At 39.4% G+C, this 19,804-nt stretch carries 13 protein-coding genes; 7 read left to right on the top strand and 6 right to left on the bottom strand.

The features are described 5' to 3' along the window. Positions 1 to 5 precede the first annotated feature (5 nt). The 3 genes from napA to napF are packed head-to-tail and all read right to left on the bottom strand — an operon-like array spanning position 6 to position 3,232. On the bottom strand, positions 6 to 2,492 hold the full coding sequence (gene napA, locus PSF11_RS08750) for a nitrate reductase catalytic subunit NapA (RefSeq protein WP_040132254.1): 2,487 nt from the start codon (positions 2,490 to 2,492) through the stop codon (positions 6 to 8). Beyond that, positions 2,473 to 2,751, bottom strand: a complete 279-nt coding sequence (napD, locus tag PSF11_RS08745) for a chaperone NapD (protein ID WP_014656456.1) — start codon at positions 2,749 to 2,751, stop codon at positions 2,473 to 2,475. Before napD ends, napA begins: the two co-directional genes overlap by 20 nt. Then, positions 2,741 to 3,232, bottom strand: a complete 492-nt coding sequence (gene napF / locus PSF11_RS08740) for a ferredoxin-type protein NapF (RefSeq protein WP_004922221.1) — start codon at positions 3,230 to 3,232, stop codon at positions 2,741 to 2,743. Before napF ends, napD begins: the two co-directional genes overlap by 11 nt. A 764-nt stretch (positions 3,233 to 3,996) precedes the next feature. Between napF and nrfA the strand changes: the two genes are divergently transcribed. The 7 genes from nrfA (at position 3,997) to PSF11_RS08705 (ending at position 11,310) form a co-directional block, all read left to right on the top strand. Beyond that, on the top strand, positions 3,997 to 5,433 hold the full coding sequence (gene nrfA, locus PSF11_RS08735; RefSeq protein ID WP_004922226.1) for an ammonia-forming nitrite reductase cytochrome c552 subunit: 1,437 nt from the start codon (positions 3,997 to 3,999) through the stop codon (positions 5,431 to 5,433). Positions 5,434 to 5,478: 45 nt separating this feature from the next. After that, positions 5,479 to 6,045 carry a cytochrome c nitrite reductase pentaheme subunit gene (gene nrfB / locus PSF11_RS08730; protein WP_004922230.1) on the top strand — a complete coding sequence of 189 codons (567 nt, stop codon included), beginning with the start codon at positions 5,479 to 5,481 and terminating at the stop codon, positions 6,043 to 6,045. After that, positions 6,042 to 6,713 carry a cytochrome c nitrite reductase Fe-S protein gene (gene nrfC, locus PSF11_RS08725; protein WP_004922233.1) on the top strand — a complete coding sequence of 224 codons (672 nt, stop codon included), beginning with the start codon at positions 6,042 to 6,044 and terminating at the stop codon, positions 6,711 to 6,713. The genes nrfB and nrfC overlap by 4 nt, the downstream gene beginning before the upstream one ends. Beyond that, positions 6,710 to 7,666 (top strand): cytochrome c nitrite reductase subunit NrfD, encoded by a 957-nt coding sequence (gene nrfD / locus PSF11_RS08720; RefSeq protein WP_004922237.1) that lies wholly within the window; start codon positions 6,710 to 6,712, stop codon positions 7,664 to 7,666. The genes nrfC and nrfD overlap by 4 nt, the downstream gene beginning before the upstream one ends. A 21-nt stretch (positions 7,667 to 7,687) precedes the next feature. Then, the gene (locus PSF11_RS08715; protein WP_004922239.1) at positions 7,688 to 9,568 is read left to right on the top strand and encodes a heme lyase CcmF/NrfE family subunit; all 1,881 of its coding nucleotides are present in this window, start codon (positions 7,688 to 7,690) and stop codon (positions 9,566 to 9,568) included. Continuing rightward, positions 9,561 to 10,658, top strand: a complete 1,098-nt coding sequence (nrfF, locus tag PSF11_RS08710; protein WP_072502450.1) for a heme lyase NrfEFG subunit NrfF — start codon at positions 9,561 to 9,563, stop codon at positions 10,656 to 10,658. The genes PSF11_RS08715 and nrfF overlap by 8 nt, the downstream gene beginning before the upstream one ends. A gap of 235 nt (positions 10,659 to 10,893) precedes the next feature. After that, positions 10,894 to 11,310 (top strand): hypothetical protein, encoded by a 417-nt coding sequence (locus PSF11_RS08705; protein WP_004922246.1) that lies wholly within the window; start codon positions 10,894 to 10,896, stop codon positions 11,308 to 11,310. Between the two features lie 790 nt (positions 11,311 to 12,100). Here PSF11_RS08705 and ascB read toward each other — a convergent pair. From ascB to PSF11_RS08690, 3 genes are all read right to left on the bottom strand, one after another. Further along, the gene (ascB, locus tag PSF11_RS08700; protein WP_042116741.1) at positions 12,101 to 13,531 is read right to left on the bottom strand and encodes a 6-phospho-beta-glucosidase; all 1,431 of its coding nucleotides are present in this window, start codon (positions 13,529 to 13,531) and stop codon (positions 12,101 to 12,103) included. 2,327 nt (positions 13,532 to 15,858) lie between these two features. Next, positions 15,859 to 17,274 carry an NAD(P)/FAD-dependent oxidoreductase gene (locus PSF11_RS08695; RefSeq protein WP_004922269.1) on the bottom strand — a complete coding sequence of 472 codons (1,416 nt, stop codon included), beginning with the start codon at positions 17,272 to 17,274 and terminating at the stop codon, positions 15,859 to 15,861. 1,057 nt (positions 17,275 to 18,331) lie between these two features. Beyond that, positions 18,332 to 18,904: a hypothetical protein gene (locus PSF11_RS08690; protein WP_004922271.1), complete on the bottom strand. Its 573-nt coding sequence runs from the start codon at positions 18,902 to 18,904 to the stop codon at positions 18,332 to 18,334. Between the last annotated feature and the right edge of the window lie 900 nt (positions 18,905 to 19,804).

Raw genomic sequence — 19,804 nt, 5'->3', positions numbered from 1 at the left:
TGCAATTACACCTTTTCCAATTTAACGGCACATTTTTTGTAATCCGTCTCTTTAGAGAGTGGGTCTGTTGCATCCAGCGTTAAGTTATTAACTAACTGAGATGCGTCAAAGAAAGCCATATACACCAATCCTTTTGGTGGTCGGTTACGCCCTCGTGTTTCCACAATAGTGGTCACTTCACCACGGCGTGAAATCACTTTTACCTTATCACCACGACGTAACCCTCTCTCTTTCGCATCTAGAGGATGGATAAAGACCTGTGATTCAGGAAAAGCTCGGTGCAGTTCTGGTACACGACGAGTCATACTGCCGGTATGCCAATGCTCCAACACACGCCCCGTTGATAGCCATAAGTCATATTCTTTATCAGGTACTTCCGCCGCGGGTTCGAACGGCAATGCAAAAATGACTGCTTTACCATCTGGCTTACCGTAGAATTGATAACCCGCACCGGCTTTGACATAGGGGTCATGGCCTTCGCTGTAACGCCATTGCGTCTCTTTGCCATCGACCACAGGCCAACGGATACCGCGTGCTTTGTGATAATCATCGAAAGGCGCAAGGTCATGACCATGACCGCGACCAAAACTGGCGTACTCTTCAAATAACCCTTTTTGTAGATAGAAGCCCAATTCGCGTGACTCATCATTGAGCTGATCTTCAGCTAACTCAGTGATCGGGAACTTGGTAACCGCTTGGTTAGCAAACAGCACGTCATACAGGGTTTTACCGCGATACTCCGGTTTTTGAGCCAGTAACTCTTCAGGCCAAACCTCTTCCGTTTTAAAGCGACGGGCAAATTGCACCATTTGCCATAAGTCAGATTTCGCTTCTCCCGGCGCTTTTACTTGCTGACGCCAAAATTGTGTCCGGCGCTCCGCATTCCCGTAAGCCCCCTCTTTTTCTACCCACATGGCGGTTGGCAAAATCAAATCTGCGGCGATAGCACTCACGGTTGGATAAGGATCAGAAACAACAATAAAATTGCGTGGGTCACGCCAGCCCGGCATCCGCTCTTGATTAATATTGGGGCCTGCCTGCATGTTGTTGTTACACATGACCCAATAAAAGTTAAGCGTGCCGTCTTTTAATGCACGGTCTTGCGCCACGGCATGTAAGCCAATTTTTTCTGGGATCGTGCCGGCGGGGAGTTGCCAAACTTGCTCCACTTTTTCGCGGTGTTTTTCATTCGTTACCACCATATCGGCGGGTAAGCGATGGGCAAACGTACCGACTTCACGAGCAGTACCACACGCAGACGGCTGCCCCGTCAATGAGAACGGACCACAACCCGGCTGAGAAATTTTACCTGTCAGTAAGTGCAAGTTATAACAGAGGTTATTCGCCCAAACACCACGAGTATGCTGATTGAAGCCCATTGTCCAATAAGAGACGACTTTTGTGTTTGGATCTGCATACAATTTTGCTAGTTCTTCTAGCTGATCTTTCGGCACCCCTGTCATTTCAGCGGTTTTATCTAATGTGTATTCAGCCACAAAGGCCTTATATTCTTCCCAAGTCATCGGCACAGAGGCATCTGAACCCGGGTTTTTAGCACTTTGTTCTAATGGATGAGTAGGACGCAATCCATAACCGATGTCCGTTGTTCCTCGACGTAAGTTAACGTGTTTATCGAAGAATTCCTGATTCACCGCATCATTTTGAATAATATAGTTAGCAATATAATTGAGGATCACTAAGTCAGACTGTGGGGTAAAGACAATACCGTTATCAGCTAACTCAAAGCTACGATGCTTAAATGTGGAGAGTACAGCAACACGCACATTAGGGTCAGATAAACGCCGGTTGGTAATACGTGACCATAGGATAGGATGCATTTCTGCCATGTTCGAACCCCAAAGCACAAATGCATCGGCTTGCTCGATGTCATCATAACAGCCCATAGGTTCATCCATACCAAAAGTACGCATGAAACCAACAACCGCTGAGGCCATACAATGGCGTGCGTTAGGGTCTAAGTTGTTAGAGCGGAAGCCACCTTTAAACAATTTTGATGCAGCATACCCTTCCCACACAGTCCATTGGCCTGAACCGAACATGCCAATCCCTTCAGGGCCGCGCTCTTTTAATGTGGTTTTTACTTTTTCTTCCATGACATCAAAGGCTTTTTCCCAAGTCACCGGGGTAAATTCACCATTTTTGTCATATTCACCGTCTTTCATTCGCAGCAATGGCTGAGTCAAGCGATCTTTACCGTACATGATTTTCGGTAAAAAATAGCCTTTAATACAGTTTAAGCCACGGTTAACTGGCGCTTCTGGGTCACCTTGGCTCGCCACAATGCGACCATTTTGCGTTCCCACAAGTACACCACAACCTGTACCACAGAAGCGGCAAGGTGCTTTATCCCATTTGATGGCCTCTTGTTGCCCGACGACCGCTTTAGCGATACTCGGAACGCCAATACCTGCCGCCGCAGCAGCGGCCGCAACAGCATTGGCTTTCATGAAGCTACGACGACTGAGTTTCATCATTTTCCTCACATTGCTCATCCTGCTGGTGGTAAACCAGCGAAACAGCCAGCACACCATTAACATTGCGTACTGAATCAATAGTCTCAATCAGGGTGCGACTGTGTTCTGACTCGACAACAACAATCAATTTGCCTGTTTCCGGTGAACTGATAGCCACCTCACAACCGGGTAATTGATTTAAAGCTGCCGTCACAGCGCAAGCCTGTTCACTTTTTACTTGTACAATCAAACTACATACTTGCCAGCTATTGCGCATTTTCATGCTCCAAAGTAATGGCTGATACGGGGCAACCGGCAACACAGGCACCACAACCTGTACAACCTTGCTTATCAATATTGGGCTGATAAATTCCACTCAGTGATGGGCGAAACGCGATCACTTGTGGCTCACAATTGTCTTCGCATCGCCGACATTCAATAGAGCGATATGCCAGACAGGTTTGAGCAATTGAAATGGAAATATCCCAAGGTTGGGAGAGTTGTGGAAGAAATATTGGCTCAGGGCAAGCGGCAGCACAGGCATAACAAAACGTGCACTCCCCTTGCAAAAAATCAACAACGGGATAGCCACCGGGGCCAGATATTAAAATTGAGGTTTCACAATGCGTCAGGCAATGGTTGCAACGAGTACAACTTTCAATGAAATGATCTTCACTACGACTCCATGGCGGTCGAATAACGGGTGCGGCGCGACGCCATGCACCAGTCAACACTCCCCGACGGGTGATATCAGCCATGTTGATTTCCTTAACATTGCCCAAACAAAATTAATGCAAAAAGTAAAAATTAACCGCAATTATTATATGTGTATTCACGCAGAATCTTATCGATAGAGAGTAAAAAAATACATACCACCTAATAGGTAACATTAATGCATGTGCTATTTAGAATGAAATAATTTATACAGAAAGTATTATTTGAAATAACGATGTAACTTATTGACTAGAACTTAAATAAATTATCTTCAAACAAAAAATATTAACATTTTTTAAATATGAGAAACCAAATTAATCCTAATGTTTCATGAAACCCTCATATATATAACATTATAAACTACCACTAAAGTAGTAGTTATAGTCATCAACGATGAATATCCACATTGAAAATATTAGAGGTGCTGCACACTTTGGTTATTAGTTAAATAATAGATAAGCAGATTACTTAGTCATATCCTACTGATAATAAAGCCTTTCAATATGAATTCAATAAATAAAAACCCTCACTCACATGAAAGTGACGCTTAAATGCTTTGCTCTCATTTATTTTAACTGACTCAATGTTTTCTTTCCTAATTTACATTCACGATTCGATATTAATCACATTATTTTAATGACATTTCTTTTAGTAAATTTAGCTTTGATCAAAAACAATATTTTAAGTGTGGTTATTTGTTAGAGCTATTCCTTGAGCATGTCATGATGGCATCAAAACCTATGCCATCACCTATAAATAATAATATCACAGCCAATGGGATGGCTGGCTTATATCACTCGAGGCCCTTATGGCAAAGATAATCAACAGGACTTTGTACTTACTCAGTTTGGTGGCTGGGATATGGTTGTTAACCCCTGCTGTTCATGCACAAACTGCATCAAAGGAAGCATCATCAACAATAAATACTAAAAATGAATCCTTTGCTCAGGCTCACCCTGATCAATATCACTCGTGGCGTGCAACATCCGAACAATCACAACGTGAAGATGCGCTGGCAGAAGACCCCCGGTTGGTGATCCTCTGGGCTGGCTACCCTTTTTCACGTGATTACAACAAGCCTCGAGGCCATGCTTATGCTTTAATTGACGTACGAGAAACACTACGTACTGGTGCACCGAAAGATGCACAAGATGGCCCTCTCCCTATGGCTTGTTGGAGCTGTAAAAGCCCAGATGTCGCCAGACTTATCCAAGAGCAAGGGGAAGATGAATATTTCCACGGTAAATGGGCTAAAGGTGGGCCTGAAATTGTTAACGTACTAGGGTGTGCTGACTGCCACAAAACCGACTCTCCAGAATTCGCGCAAGGCCAGCCCGCTTTAACACTCACCCGTCCTTATGCCGCTCGAGCCATGGAAGCGATTGGTAAACCCTTCGATAAAGCCAGTCGTTTTGATCAGCAATCTATGGTGTGTGGGCAATGCCACGTTGAGTACTACTTTGCAGGGGAAAATAAATCCGTCAAATTCCCTTGGGATAACGGTACGAAAGTGGAGGATATAGAAGTCTATTATGACAATATCGCCTTCTCTGACTGGACAAACTCACTGTCGAAAGCCCCTATGTTAAAAGCACAGCACCCAGAGTATGAAACATGGAGTGCGGGGATCCACGGTAAAAACAACGTGACCTGTATCGACTGCCACATGCCTAAATTACAAAATGAAAAAGGCGAGCTCTACACCAGCCATAAGATAGGTAATCCATTCGATAATTTCGAACAAACCTGTCGTAACTGCCATACCCAAAGCAAGCAAGAGCTACAAGCTGTCGTTGCCGAGCGCAAACAAGCTATCCAAGAGATGAAAATCAAAGTGGAAGATCAACTTGTTCATGCCCATTTTGAAGCTAAAGCAGCTTGGGATGCAGGGGCAACCGAAAAAGAGATGGCGCCCATTTTAGCTGATATTCGCCATGCACAATGGCGCTGGGATTTAGCTATTGCATCTCATGGTATTCATATGCACGCACCAGAGGAAGGCTTGCGCATGCTCGGTGGCGCAATGAACAAAGCTGCTGATGCTCGCACCAAACTCGTTCGTCTATTAGGTGCTAAAGGCATTACACATGAAATTGCTATTCCAGACATTTCAACCAAAGAAAAAGCGCAACAAGCAATTGGTCTGGATATGCAAAAAATCAACGCTGAAAAACAAGAGTTTTTGAAAACTGTCGTGCCCGAATGGGATGCGCAAGCTCGTAAAAACAACCTGTTAAGCCAATAACCGTGATCCGCCTCATACAGAGGCGGTATAACCAATGGAGTTAATATGAGCGTACTACGTTCGTTATTCACTGCTGGGGGGCTGGCATTAGGCTTGTTATGGAGCATTGCAGCCTCTACTGCGACACCTCCCGCGACAGAGACGGGTGAACGTTGGGTTGTTACTCAGCAACGTAACCCAGATGCAGCCTGTTTGGATTGTCATAAACCCGACAAAGAAGGTATGCATGGCACTCACGCATCGGTCATTAACCCTAATAATAACCTTCCCGTTACCTGTACCAACTGCCATGGTAACCCAGGCCCTCATCACCGTGAGGGGGCTAAAGATGTGATGCGGTTTAACCACCCTATGTATAGCGTGGAGCAACAAAATAGTGTCTGTATGTCATGTCACTTACCCGAACAGCTACAAAAAGCGTTTTGGCCACACGATGTTCATGTGACTAAAGTTGCCTGTGCCAGTTGCCATGATCTGCATCCAAAACAAGATACGATGAAAACACTTAATGACAAAGGTCGCGTAAAAATTTGTGTTGATTGTCACTCAGACCAACGTAATAACCCTGACTTCAATCCAGCGGCGGTAAAATTGCTTAAGGAGCAGCCATGAGTTGTTCGCGTCGTCAGTTTATTATTTATGCAGGAGCCTTGGCGGCGTCAGGAGGTGCGACACTCCATAGCCTCGCAAATACGATGAAAGTGGATGGCGTACGTTACGGCATGATCCACGATGAAACCTTATGCATAGGTTGTACTGCTTGTATGGATGCCTGTCGAGAAGTCAACCAAGTCCCGGAAGGGGTTTCTCGGCTAACCATTATTCGCAGCGAGCCAATTGGTCACTTCCCAGATATCAAATATCGCTTTTTCCGGCATTCATGTCAGCACTGTGAGCATGCACCTTGTGTCGATGTTTGCCCAACGGGCGCATCATTTATTGATAAAACGACAGGGATTGTCGATGTTAACCCAGACCTATGTGTTGGTTGCCAATATTGTATTGCGGCTTGCCCTTACAGAGTAAGATTCATTCACCCAGTCAATAAAACTGCCGACAAATGCGATTTTTGCCGAAAAACAAACTTGAAAAAAGGTAAACAACCGGCTTGTGTCGAAGCCTGTCCAACCAAGGCATTGGTCTTTGGCAATCTGGATGATCCTAACAGTGATATTTCTCTTATGTTGCGTCAAAAAACCACGTATCGCTATAAAATAGCCCTCGGTACTCGCCCCAAAATGTACCGAGTTCCGTTCAAATATGGGGAGGTTAGCCAATGACAACTGCTTCTGCTTTCCATTTTGAATCTTTAGTTTGGGATTGGCCCATTGCCGTTTACCTCTTTCTAATTGGTATTTCAGCAGGGTTAGTGGTGCTTGCCGTGCTATTGCGTCAATATTATCCGTCTGAAGCAACCAGTAAGAGCACACTAATGAGAGCCACTCTATTTCTGGCACCGACGACCGTTATTTTGGGATTACTCATTTTAATTTTCCATTTAACACGCCCATGGACCTTTTGGAAATTGATGTTCCACTACAGTCCGACCTCCGTCATGTCGATGGGGGTTATGCTCTTCCAAGTCTACATGGTGGTACTCGTTGTCTGGTTAGCTAAAGTTTTCGAAACTGAACTGGTCGCAATACAGCAAAAATGGCTACCGCGTTTTGGCTTTATTCGCTCATTATTAAATTTATTCACACCTGCTATACGTGCCATTGAAATCACCATGCTCGTACTGGCGGTATTATTAGGGGCTTATACCGGTTTTTTACTTTCCGCGTTAAAATCCTATCCATTCTTAAATAACCCTATCTTACCTGCTCTCTTTCTCTTTTCAGGGATCTCATCGGGGCTTGCCGTCGCGCTCATTGCTTTAGCATTGCGCTATCGCCAAAATGTCCATAACCCAGAAGCGCATTTTCTACATCGCGTTGAAGGCTTTGTCGTTTGGCTGGAAATTTTCTTATTAGCGGCTTTCTTTGTCGGTTTAGCATTAGGGGATGATGGCAAAATGCGCGCGCTTATCGCAGCACTTGGTGGAGGCTTTTGGACTTGGTGGTTTTGGATTGGTGTGGTTGGCATTGGTTTTATGATCCCACTGGCCTTGAAAAAATGGGTCAATAATAGCCAAAGTGCCGCCCGAGTGGTTTTTGTCAGTAGTGCGAGTTTGGTTGGGGTCTTTTTATTACGTTTCTTTGTCCTTTATGCAGGGCAATTAACGGTCGCTTAATTAACACAAACAAGGTGCTCATTGGAACTTATACTCCCTGAAATCGGGTTTATTAGCTTGCTGTTAACACTCTGCATAACCAATTTTCATGCCTTGTTTGGGTTGGTTAGTACCTACAAACACACCCAAAAATCACGCTTACTTGGGGTTTATTGGTCTACTCTGCAATTTATATTTCTCGTTATTGCGTTTCTTTGCCTAACTATTTCCTTTATTCAAAGTGACTTTTCGGTGGTGTATGTTGCTCAACATAGCCACCGTTTATCCCCTTTATTAATAAAAATAGCGGCGGTTTGGGGTGGGCATGAAGGTTCACTCCTTCTTTGGGTGCTTTTACTGTCGACTTGGCATCTGTTATTCGCTTGGCGCTATCGCAAACAAGATCACCCCTTTTTTGCTTTAACCTTAGCTATTCTTGCCGCAATGAGCGCAGCGCTACTTTGGTTTATCGTGCTCTATTCAGACCCTTTTATGCGGATCTTTCCGCCCGCGATTGAAGGTCGCGACCTCAACCCAATGTTGCAACATTGGGGGCTTATTTTACATCCTCCGCTACTTTACTTGGGTTATAGCGGCTTGATGGTCGTCACATCATGCGTTTTGGCTTCGCTGATTGCTGGAAATTTCAGCCAAACTATTGCATGGGTTTGTTGGCGTTGGGCCGTACCAAGTTGGTGCATACTTACCATGGGGATCACGCTAGGCTCATGGTGGGCCTATAGCGAATTAGGATGGGGCGGTTGGTGGTTTTGGGATCCTGTCGAGAATGCCTCACTGTTGCCTTGGCTAGCGGCAACCGCCCTACTACACAGTTTAGCGGCTTCGCGAAAACAGGGAAGTTACCGCCATTGGTCGATGATCTTAGCCATAGTCACATTTATTTTATCATTACTTGGCACGCTTATTGTTCGTTCGGGCATACTCGTGTCAGTCCATGCATTTGCCCTAAATAATGTTCGTGCAATACCATTATTTTTATTATTTATTAGCATGAGCATCGTCGCCTTACTTATTTATGGTTGTAAGGCGAAACCCGCAGCATCAGCCTCTAAACGGGCATTAACCCTACGCGAAATCTATTTACAGATGACATTGATTTTATTTGTGGTTGTCCTGTTTATTGTGTTAGTCGGCACGCTATATCCCATGCTCTACAGCCTACTTGGGTGGGGAAAGATATCAGTCGGAGCGCCTTATTTTAACCAAACATTACTACCTTTTGGCTTAATTATGCTGATGGTTATCGGCGCTTGGGCCGTGGGGAGCCTCAAATCATCTACCCGCTCTTTTTTCCGTTGGCGTTTGTCTGTTAGCATCATTGCCGCTGTAATCGCCCTACTTTTGCGATGGAGTGATGCTAAATTTATCGCGAGCGCAACGGCTATAATGGTTGGCTTACTGTTGCTATTATGGCTACGCCCTCTCAATGAAATACAGAAGCGACTAGCCTCATTACTTGCACACACTGGCGTGATTATTTTTGCCACTGGTATTGCTTTTTCTACTGTAAGCAAACAAGAAATCAGTGCCAATATGACGGTTAATCACACCGTTTCACTCGCCGGTTATCAATTTAATTTCAAGCAATTACAGTTGGATACTCAATCCAATTACACCACTGAAAAAGCGCTCATTGCCGTTTATCAAAAAGATACATTTATTACACACCTTGAGACTGAACGTCGATTTTATACCGCTCGCCAACAGATAATGATTGAACCTGGTATGCACTGGGGATGGATGCGAAATTGGTACGCCGTATTAGGTGAAAAGACGGGAAATAACCGCTATGCGCTACGATTCTATGTGCAAGATGGTATCCAGTGGATCTGGGGAGGGGCTTTTATCATGTGCATCGGTCTCTTTATTGGGTGGTTTAAAGGGCGAAGTCAGCATGAATAAACTCTTGCATTATGTTGTTCTAACGTTATTACTTATGGCGACGAATATAGCCAAAGCCGACATTGTGGATACTTGGCAATTTGCTACCGCAGAACAGCAAACAACTTCATTACAAATTGCGGCTCAATTACGCTGCCCTCAGTGCCAAAATCAAAACCTGCTCGAATCCAATGCCCCTACCGCTGTCAGTATGCGCCATCAAGTGTATAAAATGGTAGCGGAAGGGAAAACTGAAGCTGAAATACGCTCTTATATGACCGAGCGATACGGTGATTTTGTACTCTACAATCCGCCATTACACATGGGAACCATTGTACTCTGGAGCCAGCCTTTTATCGGATTCATCTTTGTCATCGCCCTGCTCTATTATTTAATAAAAAAAAGAGCCTCAGTACCGCGAACAAATCAACATAATTCAACGGAAGCTATCATTACTCCGACGTCTAAGCTGTCCATACAATTAACTCATGAAATTCCATCACAGCACGCCGAAGTGAAGCGCAACGATACCCTTTCTTATTATGCTATCCATTTATGCGTAGCTCTATTACTGCTCCTTACAATAGCAGGGTATTTTTTTCTACCGCGCTTTAGCGCCACTTATCATGAATACCAGCGCATCTCAGACCCATTACATATATTGACCCCACTACAGCAACAACAAAGTGATCTGATACGCTTACAAAATAATATTCGACAATCCCCCCAAAATGGTGACCTTTGGGCAATCCTCGGTGAATATTATTTATATCAAAATAGCTATGACAATGCCTTGATTGCCTATAACCAAGCACTTAAATATACAGGAGAAAACGCGCAACTTTATTCAGCTATCGCGACTGTGCTCTATTATCAAGCGGGGCAACAGATGACTGAAGATACAATGCAAGTAATAGAGTATGCATTATCCATTGATAAACATGAAGTGACCGCTTTAATGCTATTAGCCTCAGACGCCTTTATGCACGCCAACTATGAAAAAGCCATTAGCCTATGGCAACAACTACTCGATAGTAATAGCCCTAGAATTAATCGTTCACAATTAATAGAAGCGATAAATATGGCCACAATAATGAAAAATAATCATTAAATCATTTTTTGATTATTTTTCATTTAAAGTACATACACGTCATCAATAAAAAACTTAAAATAACAATAACTATTCAAATAAACTTAACATAACAATTTATTATTAATTGTAACCCTTTGTCTTTAATTGACTATTGTTATTTCATCCCCATATAAACACGCCTATGCTTATGCTACCTTAATATCGCCTAATTCTAAAATCACTACTATTATTCAAATATCAAAAGAGTAACTTCATGAAAAAGAATATATTTTCATATTTAATTATTGCTCTTATCGCAGGCGGCTCATTTGTTGCTGGCATGATGGCAAATTATACCCCTGATCTGGATATCGTTAAAAAATCACAAAAAGCAGTGGAGGATTTCCTTACATTTCCCGAAACCGCCGAATATAAAAATGTTCATTACTATGAAATTCGGCAAACACTCGATCACGGAATACTTGGTTATGTATGTGGTGAGGTACTCGTTTTTAAAAGCGAAAATTCCTTTGGTTATAAACGATTCCTCGTCAAAACATATATGCACCAAGATGGAAGAAATGTCGTTTCTATCCCTTTAATTGAACGTTCTGGAAATATTTTTCCTAACGACAACTTCAACATCATCTGGGATCAATTTTGCCGTGAACAATCTGATAAGAAAGAATAATCTCTTTTGACGCCTGTAGTATGCAACTTAACCTTTATCAGCTCACCTTTTTGGCTTAGTAATAAATCACTCTTAATAAACCAGCACGCCCTCTTTTCTTCAACCCATTGATGAATATTGTTAATCTCCTTCAATTCATGTCTATTTATTACATAAGCCAAAAAGCCAATCTATTGAATACACAAGAAAATTTTACATAAGCAATATTAATATCTTTAAAAATATTAACACTTGACGTGTGTTTTGATACACAGTTCACATTTTTATCATCGGATTTATACGGTACATTAGTGTCAAGTCAAACGAAGGGAGAGATATCTCATCATTGAGGAATAAAAATTAATGTTGATGTTCTTTAATCACATTAACCAGTATCAATGTCGTTACACCATAAAATAGTAAATAATAATATTCGCAAAAATAAAAGTATAATATTTAACCAGTTGAATACTGAATTCTAATACCAGGGAATTTATTAGTACCAGTGTTATATCATTTCCTATCTGATATAGCGCGTAACAAAATATTACGCTTGTAATATAAAATAACATGCTAAGTTGAATACTTAAGTTATTATCATATAAACATTATATATTTAAGCTATGTATCAACGAAAAGCTAAGATATTTATTAAAAACTAACGTCTTCATCATGTACGTAGATATGCTATAGTACCGATTGCATAATTATAATATCGCTGTAAAGAACAAATCATGTAGTAGTGATTTCATTCAGTTAGAGTCCCTAAAGGGACTCTTTTTTTTTTATGTTTTAATATGGAAAAAAGCAATTAATACAAATCATTACCATGGCTTGCTATCACTTTTTTATACCACCAAAAAGATTTTTTACGTATCCTTGTTAGTGAGCCAGCTCCCTGATCATCCTTATCAACATACACAAAACCATATCGTTTACTCATTTCGCCTGTTGAAGCAGAGACTAAATCAATACATCCCCATGAAATATATCCCATAATGGGGATACCATCAGCGATAGCATCACCTAAAGCTTGAATGTGTGAACGATGGTAATCGATTCGATAATCATCAATAATTTCACCATCCTCATTTAACTTATCATGCGCCCCCAAACCATTTTCTACTAGAAATAATGGTTTTTGATAGCGATCATAGAGCATGTTTGCGGTTAATCTTAAACCGAGAGGGTCAATTCCCCACCCCCACTCACTCTGTTTTATATACGGAGAGCTTAAAGATTGTGCAGCATTAATCGACGGGTTTGTACCATCCCCCATATCCGCTGAGGCACAACGAGAGGCATAATAACTAAACGAAACAAAATCGACGGTATTTTTAAGGATTTGCTCGTCCTCTTCCGTGACCAGAAGTGTCACCTTGTTTTCACGAAAAACACGTTGCGCATAGGCGGGATAATACCCACGCACCTGTACATCAATAAAAAACAAGTTTTCACGATCTTTTTCCATTGCCGCCCATATATCTTCTGGTTTAGGCGACCAAGGGTAATATCCACCACCTGCAAGCATACAGCCGACTTGGTTTTGAGCATTGACTTCGTGGGCTATTTTTGTCGCTAATGCGCTAGCAACTAATTGATGATGAGCGGCTTGATATTTAACTTGTTCGCTATTTTCCCCTTCTTCAAAGACTAACCCTGATGATGAAAACGGCGTATGCAATAGCAAATTAATTTCATTAAATGTCAGCCAATATTTCACTATCCCATCAAATGCTTCAAAGCAGGCTTTGGCATAGGTCACAAAAAAATCAATCATCTTCCGGTCACGCCATGAGCCATACTCAGTGACCAAATGCATCGGAACATCAAAATGGCACAAGGTTACTAGCGGTTCAATATGATATTTTTTGCATTCATTAAATAAGTCGAGATAATAGGCGATACCTTCTGGGTTTGGAGTGACTTCATCCCCACGCGGAAATAAACGGCTCCATGCAATCGATGTGCGAAACACCGAAAATCCCATTTCTGCCATTAGCGCAATATCACGCTTGTATTGATGATAAAAATCAATTGCCAAATGGCTTGGGTAATATTCATCATCTCGTAATTTAAAACGTTTTTCGATCCCCATTTTTACCGGATGCCTGTTAGCTCCATAAGGAATAACATCTGCAATACTGAGTCCTTTTCCCCCTTCAAAACAAGCCCCCTCCGCTTGATTTGCCGCTATTGCACCACCCCACAGAAAATCTTGAGGAAATAGAGATCCTGGCATAATTACCCTCATTCAATAGTGAAAAAATTATTTACTTTCTGGTTAACAAAAATTTTTTATATTTCTTTGGCGATACTGTTTTTGTTTAATCTTACCTATTAATTATTTATTGATAATTAATGACGGTAATATCTATTAACTCCCTATTAATCATCTTTATTAATCACAAAATCAGTAGAAACCATTGCGGTAACAGCCACAACTATCCGTCGATTAAAGATAAAAACAATGCCATTTTGAATAGTAATTATTTTTTGTGATGCACCACACACAATAAAAAACCACACACGTAATAAAGCGCTATGCCACATCATTCATATCGATAAAATAATAATCATTTGATTGATTATTTTATTTACAATATTTATCTATAAGGGGGGAGTTTTGTTAGAGAATAATGTTTTTATTGATAGGATAAATTAAAAAAAGCGTCATAATCACAAAAACCCAATACTATCAATTAGTTAACAATCATTTTTTACTTGCTTTATTAAATACCACTATCGTTTTTTGATCATTAAAATAGTGGTTTCAAGCAGTAAGGTGATTAAATCATAAAAGATAGCAACAAGGTGCCCATACTCTCAATCATGTTTTCCTGGCAGAAATACTCCAATGGGTTAAAAATCATATTTATGGTATTGATAATGGAATAACCTAGTAGGTCAGTTATATCAACTGTTGGCATACTCATTCCTCATTTTGATGGCTCTCAGCAGGATAAATAATCCAATTAAAACTATCAATCAGAATCGTGTTAAAACTCATCTATTAAATACACCACCTATTTATCCCTTTTGTCAATATTATGTCATGACTAAAATACAATCGATAAGCTAAAAAATGTTTTCACTGCCTTTAAATGAAAACATGCTAAATCGCCCAATAACCCTAACTTATCTTAAATTTATCGATATCAAATCGTGATTATTTCCTGACGTTTTAATTATAATAGCATCACAATATAATTAAATTACCTATATAGTGGTTAATAGAAGGCTTATTTAGAATACGCGAGATATTTTATTAAAAGAATAAAATTGTGAAGTCGATCAATGTGAAAACCACTATAAAAAAGTTAAGTATTAACACTTAACCTTATTTCCACACCAACTTAATCATTGATGTTTTAATAATAATTCCAGCATGAAATATTCTTATTAGAAAGGATAAGAATAAAAAATAACCCATTCAAATCAATCAGATGAAAACAATATCCATTGCCTTTTATATCTCTTTATTATTTTAATTTAAATATTTCATCGTAATAATAAATTTTATAAATTACTTTTTACGGCCCTGCATTAAAAAAAGATAAAAATCAGCCAGTTTGATAATTTGGTGTAATATTAAATAGCACAAATAGCTAATAAAAACTTCAATAATTTATTTAAATCATATACACTCAGCATGAAACGATAAAAAGGAATTGTTATGTTTAGATTTTTTGAAACATTTTTTAATGAGCTGTCCAATATAATGACTGCAAATAGCCGACGTATCATTGTGACAATCTTAGCTGTCGCAACGATTTCAACAACAGTAACCATGGAGTCTATCAACATCTATTTTATAGCCGCATTTATATTTATTAGTTTTTCACTATATCTACCTGAAATATATAAATTTATAATGAACAGGGTAAACTAAGTAACGTTGAATACATTGAGCTATAACATTTAACTTTGTCTTTTTAACAACACACATGCACCTGTTTTTGCCGTTAGTTGATTAAAAATTACGTATTAGCACCTAATTCACTTTTTACCATAAATCAAAAGAGCAATACGTAATCAGTAAAAATAACTATCAATAGTCACTAAGCACATCAGCAAAGATAAAAGCCTGCGTATTGTTATCCTTAAAGTCAGAGTAAATACCTACGACCCGCCTTAAATACAGTTAGCTTCATTTGTAATGATGCTCAATCGCTGTTTCTTCCTTTAAATACCTATTAACCATGGCTGCTTTGTCACCTCACTTTCTATATCTTACGACAACCAATCAACCGATATAAATTTCTACCATCATGGTACATCACCATATTACTACTGCGTCAAAAGTAGCTGTATCCGTTAGCGTAAATACAATCATTCCTTTCTCCATAGAAAGAGATAAGAAATTAAATGGCCCCATTAAAGGATTAACATATTTTGTATTTTCCTTTACACGAATGAGATGACTCCCCTCCTGCATGGATTCTCGAATGCGCTAATAGCGGCCTTATTTAGCATTAGCATGAGGGAATAGATTGCAGAAAGCAAAAAATGCCCTCACAAGGAGGGCTGTTATCAAATATGGGTCGGATAACTTAAAATCGATTTAATCTAAAATCTGTAAAGGCTAAATGGTTTCACATCCAATGAAGGTTCTTTACCTAACAGTAGATCTGCCGTGATTTCAGAAGAAACAGGGCTTTCTGTCATACCCCAACCTGTCGCGGTGTTAATCACCAGACCTGGGTATTCATTAACTTGAGAAATGATAGGATTCTCATCTGGTGCTATCGCCATCGCACCACTCCACTGGTCGATAAGTTTAGAGTCTTTAAATGCAGGGAACTCTGCTTTCAATTTCTCTAATGAAGAATTTAGCTCAGGAATATCTGGCAGTGCGGTCATATTCCTATTTTTCTCAAACGGAGAAACTTCGTCTAGCTCCCAGTGTGTCGGTTGTGTAAATGAATTAATTAACTGTTCATTTAATGAAATGTGTACTGGGAAATCTGGCATTGATAGCAATGGCAGATATTTATAACCATAGATAAATGATTCTTTTACGACTGGAGCAACGATCACACGAGGCGAAGTCGCATAGGTGCCATCAGCTTGCTCACGGAAGAAAATGTTACCTGGTAAAGCGACGTTACCACCCGGTGCAGTAGGTGAACCACTGATCAATTGCTGAGATTGGTAAGCCGGTAATGTTGGTACGTCAACATTCAGATTTTGCATGAACAGTCTAGACCATACACCGCCAGCAACAACCACTCTAGAAGTTTTAATCGCACCTTTTTCTGTCACAACATCAGAAATTGCACCCGCTTGAGTTTCTAAGCCTCTTGCAGCACAGTTTGTGTAGATCTTAACCCCAATTTTTTTAGCGTATTCCGCCATAACAAAGGTTGCAATCTCAGCATCTAGGCTACCTGAGTCTTCTTCAAAACCGGCGATTGTCCAATTTGATGTAGCTCCACGAAGGCGCTGATTTAATTCATCACCTTCAATAATTCTAGTTTTGAATGGAATATCTGAACCGACATTCTTACTTCTTGTATCAATCCATTTTCTGACGTGATCTAAATCTTCTTCATCAAGAGGAACTTCTACGCGCCCTTGAGTACGATAGCTAGTATCGACACCCACTTTCGCATTCATTTCTCTCCAACGCTGTTTACCAATATGATGAAGCAGGAATGTCTCATCAGGCATTTTGTAAGTAATGACTTGGCCATAGAATCTAGAAGATTGTTCGCCAGCAATATTCCCCTTCTCAACGATTACAACAGACAAGCCGCGTTCAACAAGATTGATAGCGGTCATAATACCTAAAATACCAGCACCAATCACAACAACGTCAGCTTGCTTAGGTAGAGGACCTGCGGTTCCTTCAACAAACCCATGTCTTGGTGTGCCAGGAACAAATCTACCTTCTCGAGTTAACATCGGGGTTAAAATTCCCGCCCCACCAGCCACGGCTACAACAGCCCCGCCGATAAGAAACTTTCTTCTAGTTATTGCCATTTTAAAACATTTCCTTTTATCAAATGAACGTCAGTATCTAAATAATAAGATCATCATTTAATTTTTATTTGTAACGTAATTGTATTCTAATTTAGATTAAAATTAAATTTATTTGTTAAAAATTATTTTTAATGAATGTTTATTCATAAAATAAAAATAGAATATTAACTAAATAAAACTGAATACTTTTTAGACAAATAGCAATGCAAAACCCTATTCTATCAATATCGGAACTTCTGCAAGATATAATATATTTAGCGCTAACAGAAAAATGACAAGTCACTATAAATGAATAGTTATTTTCATTATTTAAAAGAAAAACACTTGGTCGCTAGGGAGAATTTGTAACATCTGTAGGAAAATTAACCTATCGTAGACCTACGATTTGGGCAATATTAAAGCTAACAGGATACGTTATTTTACTTAAGTATTTTATCAATTCATTTTTAGCTTAATATATCAATAACCATTAAAAAAAGGGGGACTCTTGAATCACTCTTACGGATATTATTGACCACTTATTAATTAAGGTCTTTTTATGCCATCGCACTTTAATCTCTATTATTTTAAGATTAAATTTCACACTAAAATTAACCTTATTCTTTGAGCTGTTATGACGAGACTATTCATGTTAGTTAAAGCTATTTAATGGTTATCTCATATCTCACCACAATTTAACCTACAGTGGTTACGTATTGTATTATCAGTACCTAAACCCCGACTTTCTTCGAATCAAAGAATAAATTATATTGATATAAAACTGGGAGCTAGAACAAATAATAGGCGCCCTTTGTCAACCTTTTCTCACTCATTCATTTTCATTGCTAGGCCTAGCTTTGTCGGTATTTCCCTTTCAAGGCTGATCAAAAAAATCATGCTTAAAAATAAGGTGGTCTAGAGAGGTGCTGATCTGATATCAACTAACTGTGCTATATTCAATTTAGTCTGATATAAAAATCCCCCAGTCCGAGTTAGGAGCTTCCTCCTAACTCATTGGATATTAAATGATGGCACAACAATAATTCTTTTTGCCTATAAGAAGTGATTGTGATGAAACTTATTTTTTATATTTATTATAAAATTCTTCACCGCACATCACTTTAGTAAAGTCGCTGCCAACGGTCATTACAGATAAAGGCTTAACTTTATCGACATAGATAAAGTGGTTTCTAATCTTATCTTTTTCTTTCACTGGTTTTACTTGACCATTTTCTATTTGGTCAGAGTCATAATTCACACAATACCCAATTGTGTTAGCCGTTTTTTTATCTTTTACCACCATGATTTCATTATATTTAAAACGATAACCTTGGTTGTCTTTAGCTAACTGTTCTTTCGTTTTATCGCTTCTCGCAAAAGGGCTTGATACGCGATATAGAGCATCAGCATATTCAGCATCCATTTTTTTGCTGACAAACTGTTGATCAGCAGAGCTAGCAGAAGCGTAAGTCACACCCTGCTGTGTTGTTTTAATACTATATGCTTCCCATTCCTCTGACTCTTGAACAACTGGGTTGGCGTCGCTCAGAATATTCGCGAATTCACCCCACATATCATTATTTGAGCTACAGCCTGTAACCAACAATGTGGCGGCGCTAAGTACTGTAATTGAGAAAATATGTTTTTTCATTTTTACCCTAAAAGTTAAGATTAATGGTACGCGATAGATTTGTAACCAATGATTTTTAAAGTATTTTCATTGTATCTAGGAAATAAATAATCTGCAAATAGGTGCCTTAATATCAATTACCATTAAATTTATCAGATAAATTAAGCATAGAAACTACAAGGTAATAAACAAACTATCACATCAATTTAATCCGATATTTAAAAATAAAATTTCTATCAATAGCCCTAATGATGGGCACTGAGTTTATATAAAAAGTCGACGGAGGTTGTGATCTGTCTCTTTCCTACTCTCCATTTGTTCATCACGACAAAATGAAATTTAAAATAAAAACACACATCATTATTAAGTATTAATAACTAAATTTGTCAGATATATCTTAATTCTCACTTCATTAAAAATAAGAAATATCCTACTCACCAAGAGAATTAAATACTATACTTTGATTTTTATTGTTCGTATGCAGCATACGATGGTCAGTAAAATTAAAGGCTGGACATTCATGTTTTCTCTACGCGGCTACGCATTATATTTTTATATTTTTTCTATCCTCTTTTTTATCGCACCGCTTGTCTATGTCATAATAAATGAAGATAAAAATAACTTACTGACCTTCTTAAGCAGCCTTACAATAATTTTTTATGTTATCGTCTGTATGGCAATATTTTTTTAAATTAAGGTAATTAGCAAAATAAAATTCGCTATTTTTATAGTCTCCTTCTTTGTGCGATACACGTTTTTTAATATTCTTTGCCTTTTCACCTTCTTAAGTCATTTTTCAGTATCGAGGTATTCAGACTAGCCAATGATTAAGCGATAAGTTCAATAACAGCATTTAGTTTCGCCTTAGCCCAGAGGTTAGCCAGCTACCACAGTCACAGCGATCAATTAACGTCACATTTT

It is taken from the genome of Providencia sp. PROV119 (assembly GCF_028482435.1).
GTDB lineage: Bacteria > Pseudomonadota > Gammaproteobacteria > Enterobacterales > Enterobacteriaceae > Providencia > Providencia stuartii.
This window is presented reverse-complemented; position numbering and strand designations above follow the sequence as displayed.

Excerpts from the sequence above, each read along its gene's own strand:
- ascB (WP_042116741.1), bottom strand. The coding sequence starts at position 13,531 with ATGCCAGGATCTCTATTTCCTCAAGATTTTCTGTGGGGTGGTGCAATA.
- PSF11_RS08690 (WP_004922271.1), bottom strand. The coding sequence starts at position 18,904 with ATGAAAAAACATATTTTCTCAATTACAGTACTTAGCGCCGCCACATTG.
- PSF11_RS08705 (WP_004922246.1), top strand. The coding sequence starts at position 10,894 with ATGAAAAAGAATATATTTTCATATTTAATTATTGCTCTTATCGCAGGC.
- nrfD (WP_004922237.1), top strand. The coding sequence starts at position 6,710 with ATGACAACTGCTTCTGCTTTCCATTTTGAATCTTTAGTTTGGGATTGG.
- nrfF (WP_072502450.1), top strand. The coding sequence starts at position 9,561 with ATGAATAAACTCTTGCATTATGTTGTTCTAACGTTATTACTTATGGCG.
- nrfB (WP_004922230.1), top strand. The coding sequence starts at position 5,479 with ATGAGCGTACTACGTTCGTTATTCACTGCTGGGGGGCTGGCATTAGGC.
- napF (WP_004922221.1), bottom strand. The coding sequence starts at position 3,232 with ATGGCTGATATCACCCGTCGGGGAGTGTTGACTGGTGCATGGCGTCGC.
- napD (WP_014656456.1), bottom strand. The coding sequence starts at position 2,751 with ATGCGCAATAGCTGGCAAGTATGTAGTTTGATTGTACAAGTAAAAAGT.
- nrfC (WP_004922233.1), top strand. The coding sequence starts at position 6,042 with ATGAGTTGTTCGCGTCGTCAGTTTATTATTTATGCAGGAGCCTTGGCG.
- nrfA (WP_004922226.1), top strand. The coding sequence starts at position 3,997 with ATGGCAAAGATAATCAACAGGACTTTGTACTTACTCAGTTTGGTGGCT.
- PSF11_RS08695 (WP_004922269.1), bottom strand. The coding sequence starts at position 17,274 with ATGGCAATAACTAGAAGAAAGTTTCTTATCGGCGGGGCTGTTGTAGCC.
- napA (WP_040132254.1), bottom strand. The coding sequence starts at position 2,492 with ATGAAACTCAGTCGTCGTAGCTTCATGAAAGCCAATGCTGTTGCGGCC.